The following is a 21,432-nucleotide window of genomic DNA, read 5'->3' as shown; positions in this document are numbered from 1 at the left end:
TCACCTCACTTCATCAAGTTCCATATCACGTACGTCGATTTTGCCTGTTACTGCTTCGTAGATAAGAGCTTGGCGGTATTCTTTTAGTTTTTCGATTTGCTTCACTAGATTCGATTTAATACTATCTATTTCACCAATTTTAATATCTAAGTAATTTAAAATTTCGGTTTGTTCAACTGTTGATGGTATTGGATAAGAAAAATTAACAAATGTCTCTTGGTATAAATGTTTAATTGTTGAACCAGTTTCCATAAATTTAATATATTTATCAAAAATAGCTGAACTTAATAGCCAATACATATATTTAGATAAATATTTATTATGGAATGGTCTTGTAACGAACACACCGCTGTTCAAGATTGCTTTATATGGCATTTCTTTTACAATAGCCAATTTACCAATAGTACCATCTTTGGTTATCAATAAATCATTTTCCTGTAATTGAATAGGAGGCGCTTCATTATATCGTTTCTCGCTAATATGATAACAAGTATCCCAATTCACATATCCCTGTAAAAAGTCTGTTCCAGTTACTAAAAAAGGGCCTTCATCAATAAATTCATCCGACTTTAAACCTTGCCAACCTATTCGTCCTTTTACATAGGTAGTATACTTAATTTTTGTAACTTCCCAGTGCTCAGGAATCTCACCAATCCACTCAACACCTGAATCTTTCATTTTCACATTCGGATTTAAACCTTTTGTAACAGCTTCTGTGATGATGGATTGGCCTTGTTTTTCCAAAAGTGTCATCATGTTTCCCTTATTTTTAATAACTTCATCTACTAGTTTAATTTTACGGTTTAAAAATAAACTTATTTTTTTTGTTCTAATCGTGTAGGTAAAGGATAAGAAAAGTTTTCAAATGTTTCTTGATATAAATGTTTAATTGTAGAACCTGTTTCAAAGAATTTAATATATTTATCAAAGACTTGAGAATTAAGCATCCAATACATAAAATCAACTTCATATTTAGCTGATCTCGTTACAAAAATGCCACTATTTAAAATAGCTTTATCTGGCATATCTCTAACAATAGCTGTTTTACCAATAGTTCCATCTTTAGTAATTAATAAATCATTTTCTTTAAGTTGAATAGGTGGGGCTTCATGATATCTTTCCCTTGAAATATGATGACAGCTTTCCCAATTAACATTTTTTCCGATAAAATCCTTTCCTGTAACTAAATAAGGTCCTTCATCGGTGAATTCATCAGATTTTAAACCTTGCCAACCAATTCTACCTTTAACATACGTTGTATACTTAATTTTTTCAACAGACCAGTTTGCGGGTATTTTTCCTATCCATTCTACTCCTGAATCTTTTAACTCTCTACTCACCCGATCACCTTCTTCAACTGCTCAGCAATCTCCGCTTCTAATGCACGAATCTCGTCCATAATTTCTGCTGAGCTGCGTAATGCTGTGTATTTGTAGAAATGGCGAGTGAATGGAATTTCATAGCCGATTTTTGTTTTTGATTCATCAATCCATGCATCTGGTACGTGTGGTAATACTTCACGTGCAAAGTAGTCATAAATGTTTTCTTTTAACGGTACGTTCTCAGTATCACGTAAATCCGTATCTGGTTCGATATCTGTCTTATTTTTCATACATACATCAGCTGTTTCATCCTTTTTAGACAGACCAGCTAAAATTGCTTTTAAAACTGGTGCTCCGATAGTAATACCAGCTTGCTTAAATGCCTCTTTTACTACTTTAGTGAACTCGTCACGATTTTTATATACTGTATCACTTGCTAACGTGCGTAACACATATAAAATTTGCGATTGCAGTTTTTTACCTTCTTCGATTTCAAAGTGACCTGCATCGCCTTTTTTCTTTGAAGTTGCTAAGTTGGCAAAGCCTTTTTCCTCTACAACACGTGTAAGACGCTCTTCACTTACTTGGAAGTTTAAGCGTAATGGACGTTCGACTGTAATTTTTGCGTAGCCGAAGTCTTCATTATCAAAGATCTTCACGTACTCGTTTGGCTGTGCATCGCCGTATAAACGAACAATCTCGTTAATTTGCTCTTCCGTAATTTCGTTACGCTTGCTCCCCATCGACTTTTTCATTTTTTTCGAGAAGTCTACGGCATTGACTAACCGTACTTTCCCTTTATGTAGAGGTGCTTTATTGTTCGTTAAAATCCAAATGTACGTTGCAATGCCTGTGTTGTAGAAAAGGTCGTTCGGCAATGCCACAATACCTTCTACTAAGTCGTTTTCAAGCACATACTTTCGAATTTCACTTTCACCAGAACCTGCATCACCTGTAAATAACGGCGAACCATTCATAATAATGGCTAAACGAGAGCCTTGTGGATTTTCTACTGTGACTGGCTTCATTTTTGAGATTAAGTGCATGAGGAATAATAGCTGCCCATCACTTGTACGAGGCGTACCAGGGCCAAAGCGACCATCAAAACCTTGTTTCTCATGTTCGTTTTTAATTGCCTTCTCATATGATTTCCAGTCCACTCCGTACGGTGGATTTGAAATTAAGTAATCGAATGTATCATGTGGGAATTGATCGTTTGATAACGTGTTTCCTAAACGAATGTTACGTGCATCTTCACCTTTAATAAGTAAGTCTGCCTTACAAATTGCATAGGATTCAGGGTTAATCTCTTGGCCGAAAAATTCTAAATGTGCTGTTGGATTTTGATTAAGTAAATATTCTTGGGCAACTGAACCCATACCACCTGTACCAGCTGCACAGTCATACAATGTTTGTGTTAAACCTGGTTTCGTTAAAATGCTCGCATCATCATGTAAAAATAACAAATGTGTCATTAAGCGAATAACTTCACGTGGCGTGTAATGATCCCCTGCTTCTGCATACTCATTGAAACGACGAATTAGTTCCTCAAATACATAACCCATCTCAATGTTTGAAACTGTTTCTGGATGTAAATCGATTTCACTAAAACGTTTAATCGTTAAGTATAATAAGTCATTTTGATCAAGCTTATCGATTTGGCGATCGAAGTCGAAGTGCTCCATGATATCACGAGCCACTTTCGAGAAACCATTTATATAGTCACGTAAGTTATCAGCGATATTATCAGCGTCTGTTAATAGCTTGTTAAAATCATACTTACTTATGTTGTGAAAGTTTTGCTTAGAAACACGATTTAAAATCTGCTCACGTGCTTCATCTGTCATATTTGGATACTGCTCTGCTTTCACTAACACTTCTTCTCTTGTGCTTTCTAACACGCAGTCAAAACGGCGTAATACAGCTAATGGCAAAATAATTTCACCGTAGTCTTCTGGCTTATATGGCCCACGTAAAATCTCTGCAATTGACCAAATGAAGCTTACTTTATCTTGGAAGTTAATCATGTTATATACCTCATTTAATAATTTTTTTCGAATCTACTTTTCATGTAGCTAGATTGAGATAATTTGAGCAGGTTTTAAGGATGCTTATCTCATTGTAATAACTGAGCATTTTTTCGCTCATATCACCTATTCACTGATTCATCAAAATAGATATCATTACCTACTATTATAAGAGTTTGTACAACAAAAAGTAATACCATATAAAAATCTCCCTCTCATTTGCTACCACATGTTTCTTTTTCTTAGTAAGCATCCAAATTTTATGGAGTATCCCTATAAAGTAAAGAGGTGAGGCATAAAAACCCCAATATCTGATGAGAGGTCAAACACTACAAACATTCTGACTTTTTGAAAAAATCCGCTTATATAAGGGGCTCTTATACTAACTACTTAGATTATTAAAAAATAATAGAGAAAAATTTATGTATTCAAATTGTGTTACTACATTTTTAAATAAAATTGCAGAGCTATTGACACATTGTTTCATCAATCCTGAGCGAAATAGTGTCTATTACTACTCTTAATTATTAATATTAGAAATCAGCTGTGATCACTACAAGTCATTCTCAATGACTTAAAACATCTAACATCGTTTTGGACAATCAGGAAATTTTGCATATCCTTGAATTGGCGAAAAAATATCCAAATCAGATAATGATGGAGTGTCAGCGATATCAATAACCAGACGGACAGTATCAATTCTAAAACCAGTAAATGAAATCTTCTCTTGAAACCAATAACGATGAACTAGTCTTCGATGAAATTAAATAACAGTTAGATACTTTTATGAATTTCAAGAATTACCTCCAGAAATACTTCACAGCTTTATTGAGACAATTGAAATAAAAGCAGATGAAGTCCAAGAATTTTTTATCGATTCTCGAACCCACCTGCTTCTTATTTAATTAATTTTAGCAACGCCACACACTCCACATGATTCGTATGCGGGAACATATCCACCGGCTGCACTTCGAGCGTCTGATACCCGCCATCCTCAAGCACCCGCAGGTCTCTTGCAAGGGTGCCTGGATTGCAGGACACATACACCACCCGCTTCGGTTTCATGTCGATGATTGTCCGCAGGAGGGCTTCGTCGCAGCCTTTTCTTGGCGGGTCAACGACGAGGGTGTCGGCCGTGATGCCTTCTTCATACCATTTCGGAATGACGGTTTCCGCTTCTCCGACTGCGAATTCTGCGTTCGTGATGCCGTTCAGCTCAGCGTTGCGTTTTGCATCCTCAATGGCTTCCGGCACGATTTCGACGCCGTATACTTTCTTCGCCTGCTTCGCTAAGAAGAGAGAAATCGTTCCGATGCCGCAGTAGGCGTCGATGACGGTTTCTTCTCCTTGCAGCTCCGCGTACTCAAGCGCTTTGTCGTAGAGCACTTTTGTTTGCTCCGGGTTAACCTGATAGAACGATCTGGCGGAGATGGCGAATTTGACGTCTCCGATGAGGTCGTAGATGTACTCTTCGCCCCAGATGACGTTTGTTTCGTTCCCAAAGATGACGTTTGTTTTATTTGGGTTGATGTTCTGCACGATGGATTTGACGTGCGGGAATTGCGCCGTGATGTCTTCGATGATTTTCGCTTTGTGCGGAAAATCGCTTGTTCTTGTGATGAAGACGATCATCATTTCGCCCGTGACGACGCCGTATCTCACCATGATGTGACGGAGCCAGCCTTTGTGGCGTTCTTCGTTGTAGGCTTTGACGCCGTATGAGGCGCAAATATCTTTGACGGCTTGAACGGCTTCGTCGTTTTTGGATTGCTGGATCATGCAGGCGCTCATGTCAATGATGTCATGGCTTCTTTGCTGATAGAATCCGGCGACGAGTCCGCCTTCTCTTTCTCCTACCGGCACCTGCGCTTTGTTTCTGTAGTTCCAAGGGTCTTCCATGCCGAGTGTCGGGTGCACGGTGACGTTGGACAGGGCCAGCTTGCCGATCCGTTCTAAGACGTCTTTGACTTGTTTCTGTTTAAACAAGAGCTGGCCTTCATAGGTCATGTGCTGAAGCTGGCAGCCGCCGCATTGTTTGTAGATTGGGCACGGGGCATCCGTTCTGTGCGGGCTTTCTTCCTTCAGTTCAATCAAGCGGCCGAAAGCGAAGCCTTTTTTGACGCGTGTCACTTTGATTTGCGCTTTTTCCTCAGGCAGGGCGTTCGGCACGAAGATCGGGAATCCCTGAACCTTTGCGACGCCCGCTCCTTCGTGCGTCAAATCCTCAAATGTCACATCATAGTATTCATTTTTTTCTATCGGGGGTTTCATTTTCATCTATAATCACCTCTAGTTTTACCAATAGCCTTGTTTCAGCGTGCTGGCAAACCTTCAAATTCAATGTCAGCCTTCAAAGGTTTCCGATCACGCTGAAAAGATGACAAAATCCTAAAACGAATACTGTTTTAGGATTTTGTCCGCGTATTAATCATCCAGCTGTTCCGCTTTCTCCTTCGGCATGATGACGTGAATATGCCGGTACAGGTTCACGAATTCGCCCGGCAGCATGCCGCCGTATTCGCCGTCCAGGTTCAGCTGCATCTTTTCTGATACATTGACTTTCACACGGTTCGCTTTTGTGTAAATAATGTGCTGATCGTTAATATGATCGCCTCTGAGCGCCATGCTCGCGACTCTGATAAACTCCGCGAGATTGGCTTTTTTCAAAATAATCAAATCAAACATGCCGTCATTCAGGCTGGAATCAGGGGCCAGTTTCTCGAATCCGCCGACCGAGTTGGTCAGCGTCACTAAAAACAGCATAATTTCGCCTTGAAACAGCTTGCCGTCATATTCAATCTCGACTTCTGTCGGTCGAAGTGAAGGCAGCATTTCCATTCCCTTTAAATAATAAGCAAGCTGTCCGAGCATCGTTTTCAGTTTGCTTGGCACATCATACGTCAGCTCCGTCAGACGGCCTCCGCCGGCGATGTTGATAAAATACTGACCGTTCACCTGTCCGATGTCGATCGGGCGGGCTACGCCGTTAATGACGGTATCAGCGGCATTCAGTACATTCTCTCTCGGAATGCCCAGCGCTCTGGCGAAGTCATTTGTCGTGCCGACCGGAATGATACCGAGTGTCGGGCGTTTGTCTAACGGTGCAAGGCCGTTGACGACTTCATTAATCGTTCCGTCTCCGCCGGCTGCGATAATCAGGTCAAACTCCCGCAAAGCGGCTTCTTTTGCGGCGTTGGTGGCATCCCCCGCGCATGTGGTGGCATGGGTGGAGGTTTCATAACCGGCTTGTTCAAATTTTTGCAGGACCTGGGCAAGATTTTTCTTAAAAAGCTCCCGTCCTGAAGTCGGATTGTATATTATGCGTGCACGTTTCATTATCTCATCATCCTACTTAAGAGTATCCGATCCATTATTAACACTAACAACCTTTAATTATACTATGACTTGAGAAAATCGCAACAATATGTACAGGAATTGCCAGAAGAAAAAAGGCCCCGACTCCGTTTAAGGAGCCAAGGCCCGCTGTCTTACTCTTCTTCCGTTCCAGGTTTTTTCTTACGGAATTTCGCTAATACTTCATATACGATCGGCACAATCAGAAGGGTAAGCAGAGTCGAACTGATTAAACCGCCGATAACAGTGACACCGAGTCCTTTAGAAATGACCTGGCTTCCGCCTTCGAAGCCCAATGCCAATGGAAGCAGGGCGCCGATTGTCGCGATCGCCGTCATCAGAATCGGACGCAATCTCGTAGAGCCGGCTTCCAGGAGCGCTTCTCTCGTCGATAAGCCTTCCGCTTCTTTATGGATGACGCGGTCAATTAAGACAATCGCGTTTGTGACGACGATTCCGATCAGCATCAGCATACCGATCATGGCATTCAGACTGATCGTCTCTCCGGATACATACAGTCCGGCTAATGCGCCGATGACTGTAAACGGAAGCGAGAACAGAATCGCAAACGGCGCTAATGCTCCGCCGAACGTGATCACAAGAACGAGGTACACGATGGCGATTGCGGCAAGCATCGCTAAGCCGAGTTTCGTAAAGGAATCAGCAATATCCGCTGATACACCGCCGGTATCAATCGATACATTGTCCGGGTGATCCAGTTTGTCAACTTTCTTTTGAACGGCCGATGACACCTTCGTGACGTTGTCAGAAGTGACGGTTGCCGTTACGTCAGCGTACACTTTGCCGTCGCGTTTGGAAATGGTATCGGATGTCGTGCCGTTTTTCACTTTCGCCACATCGCCGATTTTTACTTCTTGGCCTGCAGGCGATGTGATGGTTTTATCCTCTAATTCTTTTACACTCTTATACTGGTCTTTTTCTGTTTTGATGTTCACATCAAGCTCTTTGCCGTCCTTTTTCACCGTTGTCAAAGGAGACTGTGACGTTTGGGACATCAGGGCTTGGGAGATTTGCGAAGCCGTCAGGCCCTGCTTGCTGAGTTTCTCCTGGTCAGCGACGAACGTGTACTCATCATATGTGCTGGAAAGGCCTGAGTTGACGTCTTTCAGATCTTTCTGCTTTTTCATGATGCCTTCGATGTCTTTGACCGTGCCTTTAATATCAGACTCTGAATCTCCGTACACATAGTACGTTAATTCGTTGTTGTTGCCTGACGAACTGAAATTTTGTGATTTCCATTCGCCGCGGCTGGATGTTTTTTTGATTTCTTTTAAGACATTGTCTTTTTCTTTGTCAAAATCAGGCGTGTCATCCTCGTATTTCACGTAGAACAATGCGCCGTTTGAGCTTCCGCCGAGCGGACTTTGCGAGCCTAATGAATACTGAACGGTATCGACATGTTTGCGTTTAAGCAGCATGTCTTCCGCTTTTTGCGCAGCTTTTTCAGCTTCGCTTTTCGTTTCGCCCGGTTCAGGCGTGTATGTGAGCTGCATCGTTTTGTCCGCTTGCGCAGGCAGGTAGCTCGCGCCGATCAGAGGTACGAGGAACAAACTGCCGACAAGCATCAGAACCGCGATGATAGATGTAATCCATTTATGTCTTAATGACCAATTCAGCACTTTTTTATAGAAATTGGCCAATCTGCCCGGCTTATGCTCTTTCGCTTTAACAGGCGCGCCTGTGAGCGATTTTTTGAATAAGCTGTGCGCAAGCATCGGCACCAGTGTGATCGAAATCAACAGCGATGCGGCAAGCGCGAAGACGATTGTTAATGCAAACGGCATAAACAGTTCGCCGATCTGTCCGCCGACCATGGCAAGCGGCAGGAATACGGCAATGGTTACGATCGTTGATGACATGATCGGTTTAAACATTTCTTTCGTCGCTTCACGCACCAATTGCTTCCCGCGTAAAGGTTCATCTTTCAGCCTCATGCGGCGGTAAATGTTTTCGATCACGACAATCGAATCATCGACTACCCGTCCGATGGCGACCGTCATCGCACCGAGCGTCATTATGTTCAATGTGACATCAAGCTGATTCAGCACAAGAAGCGCAATCAGCAGTGACAGCGGGATGGAAACGATAGAAATCATCGTTGATTTAATATCTCTTAAGAATAAGAGAATGATCACGACCGCAAAAATCGCGCCGAAAATCGCTTTGCTTAACATCGTATCCACCGACTCTGTAATCGGCTCTGCCATATCAAGAGTCGAGCTGTACTTGAACCCTTTATGGTCTTTTTTGTATTGATTCAGTTCATCTTTAATCGCATCGGCCACTTCTACCGTGTTGGCGTCATTGGCTTTTACGATATTAATTCCGATGCTGTCCTTTCCGTTCGTGCGGGAAATGGATTCAGCTTTTTTCACATCTTTAATGTCGGCAATGTCAGAAAGCTTGACTGTCGGCACCCCTGCTGCCGCGCTTTGCTGTGCCTGCTGCATAGCCTGAGCGTCCGCCGCAGATGCCGCACCGGCTCCGCCCGTTTGACCTTGAGCGGCAGAAGAAGATGTGACCGGAATTCTCATATCTTTCAGATCTTTAATTGACGTAATATCTCCGTTAACGACAACTGATTTTTCTTTGTTGCCGAACGTGTACAATCCAAGCGGCGTATTGACGTCAGAGCCTTGGATCACTTTCTTGACGGTATCTTCATCAAGTCCGTACTCTTTCATTTTTTTGTCTTTGAAAGAGAATTCCACCTGCTCTTCCTGCTGTCCGGAAACTTGCACGGACGCAACGCCCTGAATGCCTTCAAGCTTAGGAACGAGAGTGTTTTCCACATTTTTGGTCAGATCTTCAAGCGAGGTTTTGCCGCTTGTCACACTGAGCGTCAAAATCGGGAAAGAGTTGAGGCTGTAACGGGAAATGTCAGGTTTTTTCGCGTCGTCAGGAAGGCTGACACTGTCCAGCGCTTCAGCGACTTCGGTTTTCGCCTTGTCCATATCCTTGTTGTAATCATATTCAATCATAACCGATGAGACGTTTTCAGAGGATGTGGACGTTACAACGCTCACTCCTTCTAAATTCTGCACCGCCTGCTCGATCGGTTTTGTCACGTCATCCGCAACTTGACTCGGAGCAGCTCCGGGATAAGTCGTATTTACTGAGAGATAAGGCATGTTGACGTCCGGTATGGATTCCTGCTTCATATTCAGACCGGCATACAGCCCTGCTACAGTAACGATAATCGTCATCAGCCAAACTGCGAATTTGTTCTTCAGTACAAAGTTAATAATGTGGTTCATCATGTCCTCCGTTAATTTTTATTGACTGACTGGTCATTCTATATAATACTAAACGGTATAACTCAACATCGTCAACTAATAAGGCAGTAAATTTTTCTAAATTTTTCAGGATTAAGGGGAAGCACGTCATGAACGAAAAAAAAGAGAAAATCATAAAAACAGGCATCCATTTATTTGCCAAAAAAGGGTTTTCTTCAACAACCATTCAGGAAATCGCCGGCGAATGCGGAATTTCAAAAGGAGCCTTCTATCTCCATTTCAAATCAAAAGAAGACCTTTTGCTGTCAGCATGTGAGTATTACATCGGCATGTCTATGGAAGAAATAAAGAAAATCAAAACAGAACATCAACATAAACCGCCTAAGGACGTATTCCGAAAACAAATCGCATATCAATTCCAGGAATTTATGGAACACAAGGACTTTATCATCCTCTTGCTGAGCGAAAAGGTCATTCCTGAAAATCAAAAGGTCAAACAGTATTTTCATGAGGCCAATATTCAATTTAACATGCTGTATCGGGATGCGTTGCTCTCCGTTTACGGAGATGCCGTCACACCGTTTTTAGCGGATGCGTCCGTTATGGCGCAAGGAATTGTGAGCTCCTATATTCATTTCTTGATTTTTAATGAACATACGGCATTCCGGACGGAAAACGTGGCGGCCTTTCTGATTGCCAGAATCGATGATCTGATTACGGGGCTGATAAGAGACAATCCCGATCCGCTGCTGCCTGAGGATATCTTCACTCAGCCCGCGGCGGACAGAGAAAGACTGCTTGCGGATATTCAAAAGATAAAAGCACAGCAGGAGCTGCCTGAGGACGTCCTCGTATCGCTTGAAGTCATTGAAGAGGAATGCGCAAAAGAAGAGCCGCGAAAACCGATTATTAAAGGAATGCTGTCCAACTTGGCAGGCAGCGGAAATGAGCAGATTGAAATGCTGCGGGCTTCCATTGAAACCTATTTCAGCTTATAAAAAAAAGAGACCGGCGCTTACCGGTCTCCATGTCAGCAGCGCCCTTAAAGGCGGCTGCTTTTTTTATCGTTTTTTGATTTCTTCAAGTAAGATCTTGTTGACCATCGGCGGGTTGGCCTGTCCTTTTGAGGCTTTCATAATCTGCCCGACAAGGAAGCCGATCGCGCGGTCTTTTCCGTTTTTGAAGTCTTCAATTGACTGCGGGTTGCTGTCAAGCGCATCTGTTACCAGCTTCAGAAGCACGCTTTCGTCAGAAATCTGCACAAGGCCTTTTTCTTTGACGATTTTTTCTGCGTCGCCGCCTTTTTCAATTAATTCTTTAAAGACTTTCTTCGCGATTTTGGACGAGATGGTTCCTTTTTCAATCAGCTTAATCATGCCGGCAAGGCCTTCAGGAGTCAGTGCGACATCCTCAAGCTCTTTTTGTTCGGCGTTCAGGTAAGCTGAGACTTCACCCATCAGCCAGTTTGATGCCTGCTTGGCTTCTGCGCCTTTATTGACCGTTTCTTCGAAGAAGTCAGCCATTTCTTTCGTCAGCGTCAGAACCATTGCGTCATAAGCCGGCAGGCCGAGCTCTTCGATATAACGCTTGCGGCGCTCATCCGGAAGCTCAGGAATGGTTGCTCTTACGCGTTCTTTCCATTCGTCATCAATGTAGAGCTCGACAAGGTCAGGCTCAGGGAAATAACGATAGTCGTCCGAACCTTCTTTGACACGCATCAAAATGGTTTTTTTCGTCGCTTCATCGTAGCGGCGCGTCTCCTGCTGAATGACTCCGCCTGACAGAAGCACCTGCTCTTGGCGTTTTTCTTCATGCTCAAGGCCTTTTTGCACGAATGCGAAAGAGTTGAGGTTTTTCAGCTCCGTTTTTGTGCCGAATTTCTCCTGGCCGATCGGACGGAGGGAAATGTTGGCGTCACAGCGCAGTGAACCTTCTTCCATTTTACAGTCGGAAACACCTGTGTATTGGATAATTGATTTCAGCTTTTCGAGATATGCGTAAGCTTCCTCCGGTGTGCGGATATCCGGCTCAGATACAATCTCGACAAGCGGCGTGCCCTGGCGGTTGAAGTCAACGAGGGAATAGCCGTCGCCCGTATGCGTCAGTTTTCCCGCATCTTCTTCAAGGTGAAGACGGGTGATGCCGATTTTTTTCGTTTTTCCGCCGACTTCGATTTCGATCCAGCCGTTTTCGCCGATCGGCTTGTCAAACTGAGAAATTTGATATGCCTTCGGGTTGTCCGGGTAGAAATAGTTTTTCCGGTCAAACTTCGTATCCGTTGCGATTTCGCAGTTCAAAGCCATTGCGGCTTTCATCGCGAATTCGACCGCTTCTTTGTTCAAAACGGGCAGCACGCCGGGATAGCCGAGGTCGATGACGCTCGTTTGGGTATTCGCTTCCGCGCCGAATGGCGTCGGTGAGCTTGAGAAAATTTTAGATTTTGTTTTTAATTCCACATGGACTTCAAGTCCGATTACCGTTTCAAAGTTCACTTCATTTCACCCCTTACAGTTCAGGTTTCGCTTTATGATGATCTGTTGCCTGCTCAAAAGCATGAGCGACGCGGTATACAGTGCCTTCATCGAAGTGTTTTCCGATGATTTGCAGTCCGAGCGGCAGTCCGTCCGCAAATCCGCACGGCACGCTGATTCCCGGCACACCCGCGAGGTTGACAGGGATCGTTAAAATATCGTTGGCGTACATTGTGAGCGGATCGCTGGTTTTTTCGCCGATTTTGAATGCCGGTGTCGGCGTTGTCGGTCCGACGATGACATCGTATTTCTCAAATACGTCTTCAAAATCTTTTTTAATAAGCGTGCGCACTTTTTGCGCTTTTTTGTAATACGCGTCATAGTAGCCGGAGCTGAGCGCGAAGGTGCCGAGCATGATGCGGCGCTTCACTTCGTTGCCGAAGCCTTCAGAGCGTGTCTGTTTATAAAGGTCGATCAGGTTGTCCGCATTGTCTGAGCGGTAGCCGTAGCGGATGCCGTCAAAGCGCGCAAGGTTTGCAGACGCTTCGGAAGAAGACAGCAGATAATACGTCGCAAGCGCGTATTTGCTGTGCGGCAGAGATACTTCTTCCCATGTCGCTCCGAGGTCTTCAAGCACTTTTAAAGCGGCTAAAACCGATTCTTTCGCTTCTTTGCCGACGCCTTCTCCGAGATATTCTTTCGGTACGGCGATTTTCAAGCCTTTAATATCGCCAGTTAATGAAGAAAGAAAGTCCGGCACTTCGACATTGGCGCTCGTAGAGTCCATTTTGTCCGGGCCTGAAATCGCCTGAAGAAGGAATGCGTTATCTTCTACGGTTCTTGTGATCGGCCCGATCTGGTCCAGTGAAGACGCAAAAGCGACCAAACCGTAACGCGACACACGTCCGTATGTAGGCTTTAATCCGACGACGCCGCAGAAAGAAGCCGGCTGGCGGATGGAGCCGCCCGTATCAGATCCGAGTGAAAACGGGACTTCGCCCGCGGCAACCGCAGCTGCGGAACCGCCGCTTGATCCGCCGGGAACCGTATCGAGATTCCAAGGGTTTTTCGTCGCTTTGTACGCGGAGTTTTCAGTAGAAGAACCCATCGCGAACTCGTCCATATTCAGCTTTCCGATCGTTACGGCTTCAGCGGCTTGAAGGCGCTCCACAACCGTCGCATCGTAAATCGGATCGAAGTTTTCGAGGATTTTGCTTGAGCATGTGGTGCGAAGCCCTTTGGTCACGATGTTGTCTTTGACGCCGATCGGCATTCCGAAGAGAAGACCGTGTTCAGACCGTCCGTCAACCGCTTCGTCAAGTTCTTTCGCGTAAGCGCGGGCTCTTTCTTCATCAAGCTGTAAAAACGCCTGCACCTTATCATCCACGGATGCGATCCGTTTGTAAGATTCATCGACAAGATCGGAAATCTTGATTTCTTTTTTATGTATCATTTGTTTCAGTTCTGTGATTTTGTGATCAAATAATGACATACTGTCTCCCTCCTTTAATCCAGAATAGATGGCACACGGACATAGCCGTCTTTATGATCGGGAGCATTTTTCATGACATCCTCGACCGGAAGGCCTTTACCCGCTTCATCTTCTCTCATTACGTTTTTCATTTTCAGCACGTGTGTTGTCGGTTCCACGTTATCCGTGTCCACTTCATTAAGCTCCTCGGCAAACGAGATGATGCTGTCAAGCTGTTCTGTAAACATTTCAGCTTCTTCATCCGTAATGGCGAGTCTCGCCAAATGAGCGACATGCTTTACTTCTTCTATAGAAATTCGTGACATAAGATCCACCTCCGCATAATTCTCCGTTTCGTCATATAATACTGATCATATCAAAAACGAGCCCTCTAAAGCAACAAAACGCCGCCTTCTGAGGCATGATGAAACCCTCTCTATTTTATCCTAAATCGGGGAGAAAGAGAAACGAATTATATGTCAGAAAATTTTTACTTTTATAATTCATTGGTAGCGTTTTCATCTCTAAGCTGTTCTATGTTGGCGGGGATTTTTTCCTTGAGCGGGCCAGGTTTCGAGAGTTGATTGATCGGGGATACTTTGTTAGGTTTAGTAACCATAGCCAGCACTAAATCATGCGATCCGCATGGAATGATGACTAAAGGCTGGATCGCCGGCGCATATTCCGGCACTACTAATCTGCAGAGGTGATGCAACATTTACATGAAAGAAGAGAGGGTCCAAAAACGTGAGTATTGAATTAATTATATCTCTTGGCATTTACTTTGCTGCCATGCTGTTAATCGGCTGGTACGCATTCAGGAAGACAACGAATATTAATGATTACATGCTGGGCGGAAGAGGACTTGGCCCGTTCGTAACGGCGCTGTCCGCAGGTGCGGCCGATATGAGCGCATGGATGCTGATGGGAGTTCCCGGCGCAATGTTCGCAACGGGGTTATCGACCTTATGGCTGGCGCTCGGTTTGACGATCGGCGCGTATTCAAATTATCTGCTGCTTGCTCCGAGGCTGCGCGCTTACACGGAAGTTGCGGATGATGCGATTACGATTCCCGATTTTTTCGATAAACGGTTCCGCCACTCGTCATCATTGCTGAAAATTGTTTCCGCCGTGATTATTATGATCTTTTTCACACTGTACACATCGTCCGGGATGGTATCCGGAGGCAGGTTATTTGAATCGGCATTCGGCGCCGACTACAAATTCGGTTTGTTTTTAACGGCCGGTGTTGTTGTGCTTTACACGCTGTTTGGCGGTTTCCTCGCTGTCAGTCTGACTGACTTTGTACAGGGAGCGATCATGTTTGCGGCATTAGTGCTTGTGCCGATCGTTGCTTTTACCCAGCTCGGGAGCGTTTCAACGACGATTGATTCGATCAACGCCGTTAACCCGAAACTATTGGATATCTTTAAAGGCGCGAGCGTCATTAGCATTATTTCTTATTTGGCATGGGGACTCGGCTATTACGGCCAGCCTCATATCATCGTACGATTTATGGCGATTAAAGAAGTGAAAGATTTAAAACCCGCCCGCAGAATCGGGATGAGCTGGATGGTTATTTCAGTTGTCGGTTCATTGCTTACCGGGATTATCGGGGTTGCGTATTCTCATCACTTCGGAGTCTCCGTAAAAGATCCGGAAACGATTTTCATTATTTTTTCTAAAATCTTGTTCCATCCGCTGATTACGGGCTTCTTGCTGTCCGCGATTTTAGCGGCGATCATGAGTTCCATTTCCTCACAGCTTCTCGTAACGGCAAGCGCCATTACGGAAGATTTATACCGCGCCTTTTTCAGACGGGAAGCGAGCGATAAAGAATTGGTCATGACCGGACGCCTGTCGGTATTGATCGTGGCCGTTATCGCCATTTTGCTTTCCATGAATCCGAACAGCACCATTCTTGATCTGGTCGGATATGCGTGGGCAGGCTTCGGTTCGGCTATCGGCCCGGCGCTCTTGCTCAGTCTGTACTGGAAACGGATGAATGAATGGGGAGCGCTTGCGGCGATGATTACCGGGGCCGCGGCCGTTTTAATCTGGATCACGACAGGGCTTGCCGCTTCAACCGGCGTATACGAAATCATTCCGGGGTTCTTCCTCAGTCTGATTGCCGGTATTGCCGTCAGCCTGCTGACCAAAAAACCGGCCGATGCTTCTTATCAGCTGTTCAGCCGGATGGAAGCTCTTTTGAAAAACAAGAAATAGACAAAAAGCCGTCAGATTTTATCCCTGACGGCTTTTTTCTTCCGCACTTGTCCTGCTATAAATACTGTGAGAAAATCATATCAATTTATTATAAGAAAAATTGCGGAGGTGCTGTGCAAATTGAGCTGGCCTATCGAACCAGACATTTTATTAAAGCTGGGCATTGCCACGCTGATCGGCATGATCATCGGTCTTGAACGCGAGCTGAAAAACAAACCGCTCGGACTGAAAACCTGTATCGTCATCGCCGTCAGCTCCTGTATGCTGACGATCGTCAGCATTAATGCGGCATATCATTTCCCAAAATATTACCGAATCATGATGGATCCGCTCCGCCTTCCCGCCCAAATCATTTCCGGCGTCGGTTTTATTGGCGCGGGCGTGATCCTGCGTAAAAGCAATGACGTCATATCCGGCCTGACGACATCGGCCATCATCTGGGGCGCAGCCGGGCTCGGTCTGGCTACAGGCGCCGGCTTTTATAAAGAGGCGTTCGCAAGCCTCTTGTTTATCCTGATCAGCGTCGAATTTCTTCCGTGGCTGATCAGAAAAATCGGTCCCAACCGCTTGAAGGAAAAAGATATCCGCGTGAGAATGTCTCTTTCCGATAAAGACAAAATGACCGAGATTTTAAAGGAAATGAAAAGCAAACAGCTCCGCATTCACTCCGTCCGGATTGATGATCTGGGCGAAAAAGAATTTCCGATTATGGAAGTGAAAGTCAGTGTTCATAAAAACCGCTACACCACTGACGTCTATTATGATATTAAAGAAATTCAAGGTGTCGTCGGAGTGAAGTGTGATACGCTATAAAAAAACGCCGGGCTGGATTCAGCCGGCGTTTTTCTATTTATAAGAATGCAGAAAAGTTATACTCCGTAATCGGGGTTTCATTTTCGATATCGCGCCTGAAGGTTTTCAGCATCTCAAGTTCCTCGTCCCCGAGTGAATTGAGGTCAAACGCCTGATGCAATAATCCGTAGATCAGCATATGACGCAGCCGGAGGAAATCCGGGATGTGTTCAAGCCAGGCGGGATCAAGGTCATTTTCTTCCCTGTAGCCTTTCATAAAGTGAGTCATGAATTCACCCGTAAACGCGGCCTTGTCTTCATACGGGATGACCGGATACCACAACATGTTGTACAGCAGAATACTGATATCATTCACAAACCAATTGTAGCCGATATCATCAAAATCAAATGCAGTGATTTTTCCGTTGTCCCAATTGAAATTGCCGTGGTGCAGATCGGCGTGCACAAGGCCGTAGTTTTCAGGGTTCTTCGGCAAACGGCGCAGTTTTTCCATTAGAGCATCCGCCCGCTCAAATACGAGATGCTGATCTGCGGGCACGTATTTTCTCAGCTTCAGCTGCTCCTCTTCATCCCATTCCTGCCTTTTATATGTCGGATCGCTCAGACGGTAGCTTTTTGTCAGCCGGTGCATGTTCCCCGTGTACTTTCCAAGCTGGTAAAACAGAGTTCCGTTCCAGTCTGATTCCTCCACTTTGCGTCCGGGCGCTTTTTCATAGACTCTTACTAAAAACGCTCCGCCTTTTCCATCCGGCACTTCTTCGACATCTTTGCCATTTAATGAAGGAATCGGCTTTGCTGCTGAAAGCCCTCCCTTTGCCAGATGATGAAGCCATTCCATTTCTCCGAGAATATATTCCGGTGTTCTTCTGATCGTATGCGTAATTTTTAAAATATAAGGTTCGTTATCTTTCACAATTTCATATACGTAGTTCTCTGCGTCCGCAATAAATTGAAACTTGGTAAAGCCGTATATTTCACCTGCTTCAGCGAGCACCTTATCTTCCTCAAAAATCGCTTTAATATCTTTATGCATGCTGATTCACCCTTTTCATAACGTTTGTAGGCGGTGTGTGTACTCAGCAAATGTCATTCATCAACATTCCTGCCCTTCTTTTTTCACAGCAGATTAGTAACATCCGCTTAGAAATGAAATGTGTTTTCCTGTTAATTCCTGATTATACAAATATCTTAACATACCTCATTCCTCGCTCCAACGATATTCACAATAAAAAAACCCTTGCTCATACAGAAATGAACAAGGGCATCTTGGTTAATCGTAAATATGGACGGTCGGTTCTTTGTCACCCGCATTGCGGACGATCAACGCTTCCTGCCCGTCAGACGAGGTAATGTTAATTTCGACATCAACTGAGCCTTTTGAATAATAATCCATCAGCTCACCTGTTAAGTATTGGGTGAAGGCGATGACTTCGCTTTTCCCGTAAAATTGCATCGGGATTTCAATCTTCATTTTTCTCATTTCATCGTTTTCGTACATTGCCGTTCCGACGACTCCGGTGTAATTCGGGAAGTAGCTGTCGATGGCGTTTTTGAAGCGTTTAAATACTTCGGAATCATCAGGGTATTTCTTTGCCGTGTCTGTATCCGCCGGATAGAAGACGTACTTTTCTTTGACATCATCCCAGTTTGAAATGGTGGATGAGCCGGCTTTGACTTCTGTTTTTGCAATGTAATTCCCCGGTACGATTGATGTTTTCGGCGCTTGTTTATAAAGGGCGACGGTAATCGGCACATTTTTCAGGTTATCCATTTTCCGAAGGCGGTTAACGACTTCCTGGGCGATTTCTTCACCGTGGCTGCGGATTGTTTTGTCACTGAGCTCCACTTCCTGCTGCGGATCACCTGTGTTTTCACGGTAATAGTATACAGAGTTGAGAGCGAGACCGATCATGATACCGCCAAGCTGGATGGAATTTTTATCTTTTCTTACTAAGTAATCCTGCTCAAGCATGGACGCTAAGTAAATCGGGCTGTTTTCATTTTTCTCTTTTGCCGATCCCGAGCTTGGCAGCACGGGATTTAAGCCGAGATTCTGAAAATTGGAATCTGCCTTTTTCGCCTTTTTCAGATCACTGCCTTCTTTTTTGCGGTCAAGCCAGCTGAGTACCGTGTCCTCATCTAAATACTGGCCTTCCTGATACAAATAGTCATCCGTCGGGAACGTGTCTTGAGCGAGCCGCATCAGACCCGTCTCGAATTCATCGATGTCCAGCCTCGTGTTCAGCCGGTCCGCGGTCAGGCCGCGCGCTTTTCCGGCCTTAAACGGAAGCACCATTTTATAGTAGGAATCAGAGATATTATATTTCGGTATGATCGCTTTTTCAGAAGACTTTGCCGTTTTCTGCGTGATCTCTTCCTCTTTGTTCCCCCCGAAACTCGGCGAACAGGCCGACAGCATGAGTACTGCCGCCGTTGCCGTCGCCGCCAATGCCAACATCTTTTTCAATAGAAAACACTCCTCTTATTTCTTTAGCTCTCCCAATAGCTGTGCTTCATTCCATACTTCAATGTTTAATTCCTGCGCTTTTGTCAGCTTGCTTCCGGCCGCTTCTCCGGCAATCAGCAAGTCTGTTTTTTTGCTGACAGATCCCGTCAGCTTTCCGCCGAGCGCTTCAATCTGCGCCTTGGCTTCATTTCTGGACAGCTCTTCAAGCTTTCCGGTCAACACGATGGTTTTGCCGGCAAAATAAGAGTCGCTGTCCTCCGCTTTTACTTTTTTCGGGCCTTTGTAGAGTGTGTTCACACCGAGTTCCTCAAGTTCATTCAATAGCTCAAGCATTTCTTCTTTGCGGAAATAGGTGATAACGGCATCGGCCATCTTTTCGCCGATTTCATCCACCGCAAGCAGCTCTTCTTCCGTGGCTTGTTTCAGATTTTCCAGGCTTTCAAAATGCATGGCGAGTGTTTTGGCCGCTTTTGAGCCGATAAAACGGATGCCGAGACCGAACAGCAGGCGTTCCAGCGAATTTTCTTTCGACTTTTGGATGGAGCTGATCAGATTGTCAGTTGATTTTTCCCCCATCCGCTCGAGCCGGATGACCTGCTCTTTCGTCAGCTTATACAAATCAGCGACATTACGGACGAGATGTTCACGGAAAAGCTGTGTGATGACACGTTCTCCGAGTCCGTCAATATTCATCGCGTTGCGTGAGACAAAGTGAATCAGGCCTTCTCTGATCTGCGCCGGACATTCCGGATTGATGCAGCGCAGCGCGACTTCTCCTTCAATGCGGACAAGTTCGCTTTCGCACTCAGGGCAGCTGGTCGGCATATTGAATTCTTTTTCTTCCCCGGTCCGCTGTTCGATTAAGACATTGACGACCTCAGGGATGATGTCGCCCGCTTTTTTGACGACCACTTTATCGAGAATGCGGATATCCTTCTCTTTAATTAAATCTTCGTTATGAAGGGATGCTCTTGAGACCGTCGTTCCCGCTACTTTTACCGGTTCCAGAACGGCGGTCGGCGTAATAACGCCCGTTCTTCCGACATTCAGTTCGATATCGAGCAGTTTTGTCACGACCTCTTCCGCCGGGAATTTATAAGCAATCGCCCAGCGCGGGCTTTTTGCCGTATACCCGAGCTCTTCCTGCTGGTCGAGCGAGTCGACTTTGATGACGATCCCGTCAATTTCATACGGGAGATCGGCCCGCTTCGCCTGCAGCTCTTCGATCATTTCAATGACTTCATCTATCGTGGCGCATTTTTTCCGTTCCTGGTTTGTTTTAAAACCGAGCTCATCCAGAAAATCCAGGCCCTGACTCTGTGTTTCCACACCCATCTCGTCAAGCTCCGCTATACTGTAGACGAAGATGTCAAGATTTCGTTTCGCTGCAATTTTCGGATCGAGCTGTCTGAGTGAGCCCGCAGCCGCGTTCCGGGGATTGGCGAACGGCTCCTCTTCATGTTTCAGCCGTTCTTCATTGAGCGCTTCAAATGACTGTTTCGGCATGTACGCCTCTCCGCGCACTTCTATGGAAAGATTCCGTTTCATTTTCAGCGGAATGTTGCGGATCGTTTTTAAGTTTTCCGTGATATCTTCGCCCGTCGTTCCGTCTCCTCTTGTCGCGCCTCTGACGAAATAGCCGTCTTCATAACGGAGAGAAACAGCAAGACCGTCTATTTTCAGCTCCACATTATAAGCGACGCCGTCACCGACAGCCTGACGGACGCGGCGGTCAAAATCGCGGAGATCATCATCGTTAAATGCGTTGCCGAGACTGAGCATCGGCGTGCCGTGCTGCACCTTTTGAAACGATTCAAGCACCGCTCCCCCGACCCGCTGTGTGGGCGAATCAGGCGTTCTGAGTTCCGGGTGCTCTTCCTCTATGGCAATCAGCTCCTGCATCAGTCTGTCGTACTCGGAATCCGGCACGCTCGGTTCATCTAAGGTGTAATATTCATAACTGTACTGATCGATGGTGCGGCGCAATTCTTCTGCCCGGTATTTCGCTGTTTCTTTGTCCATCA

The 21,432-nt window shown here is 45.2% G+C and carries 15 protein-coding genes; 3 read left to right on the top strand and 12 right to left on the bottom strand.

Annotated features, from left to right (window positions below):
* The 6 genes from BGM27_RS20565 to BGM27_RS14555 all read right to left on the bottom strand — a co-directional run bounded on the left by BGM27_RS20565 (position 1) and on the right by BGM27_RS14555 (position 9,981).
* Positions 1 to 756 carry a restriction endonuclease subunit S gene (locus BGM27_RS20565; protein WP_254122876.1) on the bottom strand — a complete coding sequence of 252 codons (756 nt, stop codon included), beginning with the start codon at positions 754 to 756 and terminating at the stop codon, positions 1 to 3.
* Positions 757 to 815: 59 nt separating this feature from the next.
* Entirely contained in the window at positions 816 to 1,340 is a 525-nt protein-coding gene (locus tag BGM27_RS20560; protein ID WP_268030800.1) for a restriction endonuclease subunit S, read from the bottom strand.
* Positions 1,337 to 3,349 carry a type I restriction-modification system subunit M gene (locus tag BGM27_RS14570; protein ID WP_007408920.1) on the bottom strand — a complete coding sequence of 671 codons (2,013 nt, stop codon included), beginning with the start codon at positions 3,347 to 3,349 and terminating at the stop codon, positions 1,337 to 1,339. Before BGM27_RS14570 ends, BGM27_RS20560 begins: the two co-directional genes overlap by 4 nt.
* An 897-nt stretch (positions 3,350 to 4,246) precedes the next feature.
* Positions 4,247 to 5,626 carry a 23S rRNA (uracil(1939)-C(5))-methyltransferase RlmD gene (gene rlmD / locus BGM27_RS14565; RefSeq protein WP_007408919.1) on the bottom strand — a complete coding sequence of 460 codons (1,380 nt, stop codon included), beginning with the start codon at positions 5,624 to 5,626 and terminating at the stop codon, positions 4,247 to 4,249.
* A gap of 147 nt (positions 5,627 to 5,773) precedes the next feature.
* Positions 5,774 to 6,685, bottom strand: coding sequence for a diacylglycerol kinase (locus tag BGM27_RS14560; RefSeq protein WP_007408918.1), 912 nt, complete (start codon positions 6,683 to 6,685; stop codon positions 5,774 to 5,776).
* Positions 6,686 to 6,837: 152 nt separating this feature from the next.
* The gene (locus tag BGM27_RS14555) at positions 6,838 to 9,981 is read right to left on the bottom strand and encodes an efflux RND transporter permease subunit (protein ID WP_007408917.1); all 3,144 of its coding nucleotides are present in this window, start codon (positions 9,979 to 9,981) and stop codon (positions 6,838 to 6,840) included.
* A 128-nt stretch (positions 9,982 to 10,109) separates the two neighbouring features.
* Here BGM27_RS14555 and BGM27_RS14550 point away from each other — a divergent pair, with 128 nt between their 5' ends.
* Entirely contained in the window at positions 10,110 to 10,958 is an 849-nt protein-coding gene (locus BGM27_RS14550; protein WP_007408916.1) for a TetR/AcrR family transcriptional regulator, read from the top strand.
* Between the two features lie 63 nt (positions 10,959 to 11,021).
* Here the strand turns inward: BGM27_RS14550 and gatB are convergent, their stop codons facing one another.
* The 3 genes from gatB to gatC are packed head-to-tail and all read right to left on the bottom strand — an operon-like array spanning position 11,022 to position 14,228.
* The gene (gatB, locus tag BGM27_RS14545; RefSeq protein WP_003155730.1) at positions 11,022 to 12,452 is read right to left on the bottom strand and encodes an Asp-tRNA(Asn)/Glu-tRNA(Gln) amidotransferase subunit GatB; all 1,431 of its coding nucleotides are present in this window, start codon (positions 12,450 to 12,452) and stop codon (positions 11,022 to 11,024) included.
* Positions 12,453 to 12,465: 13 nt separating this feature from the next.
* On the bottom strand, positions 12,466 to 13,923 hold the full coding sequence (gene gatA / locus BGM27_RS14540; RefSeq protein ID WP_007408915.1) for an Asp-tRNA(Asn)/Glu-tRNA(Gln) amidotransferase subunit GatA: 1,458 nt from the start codon (positions 13,921 to 13,923) through the stop codon (positions 12,466 to 12,468).
* Positions 13,924 to 13,937: 14 nt separating this feature from the next.
* A complete protein-coding gene (gatC, locus tag BGM27_RS14535) occupies positions 13,938 to 14,228 on the bottom strand; it encodes an Asp-tRNA(Asn)/Glu-tRNA(Gln) amidotransferase subunit GatC (protein ID WP_003155732.1) in 291 nt (96 codons plus the stop codon).
* Between the two features lie 421 nt (positions 14,229 to 14,649).
* Here gatC and putP point away from each other — a divergent pair, with 421 nt between their 5' ends.
* Both putP and BGM27_RS14525 read left to right on the top strand, forming a co-directional pair.
* A complete protein-coding gene (gene putP / locus BGM27_RS14530; RefSeq protein WP_007408914.1) occupies positions 14,650 to 16,128 on the top strand; it encodes a sodium/proline symporter PutP in 1,479 nt (492 codons plus the stop codon).
* A gap of 120 nt (positions 16,129 to 16,248) precedes the next feature.
* On the top strand, positions 16,249 to 16,941 hold the full coding sequence (locus BGM27_RS14525; RefSeq protein WP_003155735.1) for an MgtC/SapB family protein: 693 nt from the start codon (positions 16,249 to 16,251) through the stop codon (positions 16,939 to 16,941).
* Positions 16,942 to 16,978: 37 nt separating this feature from the next.
* On the opposite strand, the gene BGM27_RS14520 is transcribed toward BGM27_RS14525, so the two are convergent.
* From BGM27_RS14520 to ligA, 3 genes are all read right to left on the bottom strand, one after another.
* Positions 16,979 to 17,974: a phosphotransferase enzyme family protein gene (locus BGM27_RS14520; protein WP_007408913.1), complete on the bottom strand. Its 996-nt coding sequence runs from the start codon at positions 17,972 to 17,974 to the stop codon at positions 16,979 to 16,981.
* A gap of 237 nt (positions 17,975 to 18,211) precedes the next feature.
* The gene (locus tag BGM27_RS14515) at positions 18,212 to 19,408 is read right to left on the bottom strand and encodes a CamS family sex pheromone protein (protein ID WP_007408912.1); all 1,197 of its coding nucleotides are present in this window, start codon (positions 19,406 to 19,408) and stop codon (positions 18,212 to 18,214) included.
* A gap of 15 nt (positions 19,409 to 19,423) precedes the next feature.
* Positions 19,424 to 21,430: an NAD-dependent DNA ligase LigA gene (gene ligA, locus BGM27_RS14510; RefSeq protein ID WP_007408911.1), complete on the bottom strand. Its 2,007-nt coding sequence runs from the start codon at positions 21,428 to 21,430 to the stop codon at positions 19,424 to 19,426.
* Between the last annotated feature and the right edge of the window lie 2 nt (positions 21,431 to 21,432).

This window comes from Bacillus sp. FJAT-27001, assembly GCF_019039175.1.
GTDB lineage: Bacteria > Bacillota > Bacilli > Bacillales > Bacillaceae > Bacillus > Bacillus velezensis.
The sequence above is the reverse complement of the archived record's forward strand: the minus strand, read 5'-3'. Positions and strand labels throughout refer to the sequence as shown.

Excerpts from the sequence above, each read along its gene's own strand:
- gatA (WP_007408915.1), bottom strand. The coding sequence starts at position 13,923 with ATGTCATTATTTGATCACAAAATCACAGAACTGAAACAAATGATACAT.
- BGM27_RS14555 (WP_007408917.1), bottom strand. The coding sequence starts at position 9,981 with ATGAACCACATTATTAACTTTGTACTGAAGAACAAATTCGCAGTTTGG.
- BGM27_RS20565 (WP_254122876.1), bottom strand. The coding sequence starts at position 756 with ATGATGACACTTTTGGAAAAACAAGGCCAATCCATCATCACAGAAGCT.
- rlmD (WP_007408919.1), bottom strand. The coding sequence starts at position 5,626 with ATGAAAATGAAACCCCCGATAGAAAAAAATGAATACTATGATGTGACA.
- BGM27_RS14560 (WP_007408918.1), bottom strand. The coding sequence starts at position 6,685 with ATGAAACGTGCACGCATAATATACAATCCGACTTCAGGACGGGAGCTT.
- BGM27_RS14550 (WP_007408916.1), top strand. The coding sequence starts at position 10,110 with ATGAACGAAAAAAAAGAGAAAATCATAAAAACAGGCATCCATTTATTT.
- BGM27_RS14520 (WP_007408913.1), bottom strand. The coding sequence starts at position 17,974 with ATGCATAAAGATATTAAAGCGATTTTTGAGGAAGATAAGGTGCTCGCT.
- ligA (WP_007408911.1), bottom strand. The coding sequence starts at position 21,430 with ATGGACAAAGAAACAGCGAAATACCGGGCAGAAGAATTGCGCCGCACC.
- gatC (WP_003155732.1), bottom strand. The coding sequence starts at position 14,228 with ATGTCACGAATTTCTATAGAAGAAGTAAAGCATGTCGCTCATTTGGCG.
- BGM27_RS14570 (WP_007408920.1), bottom strand. The coding sequence starts at position 3,349 with ATGATTAACTTCCAAGATAAAGTAAGCTTCATTTGGTCAATTGCAGAG.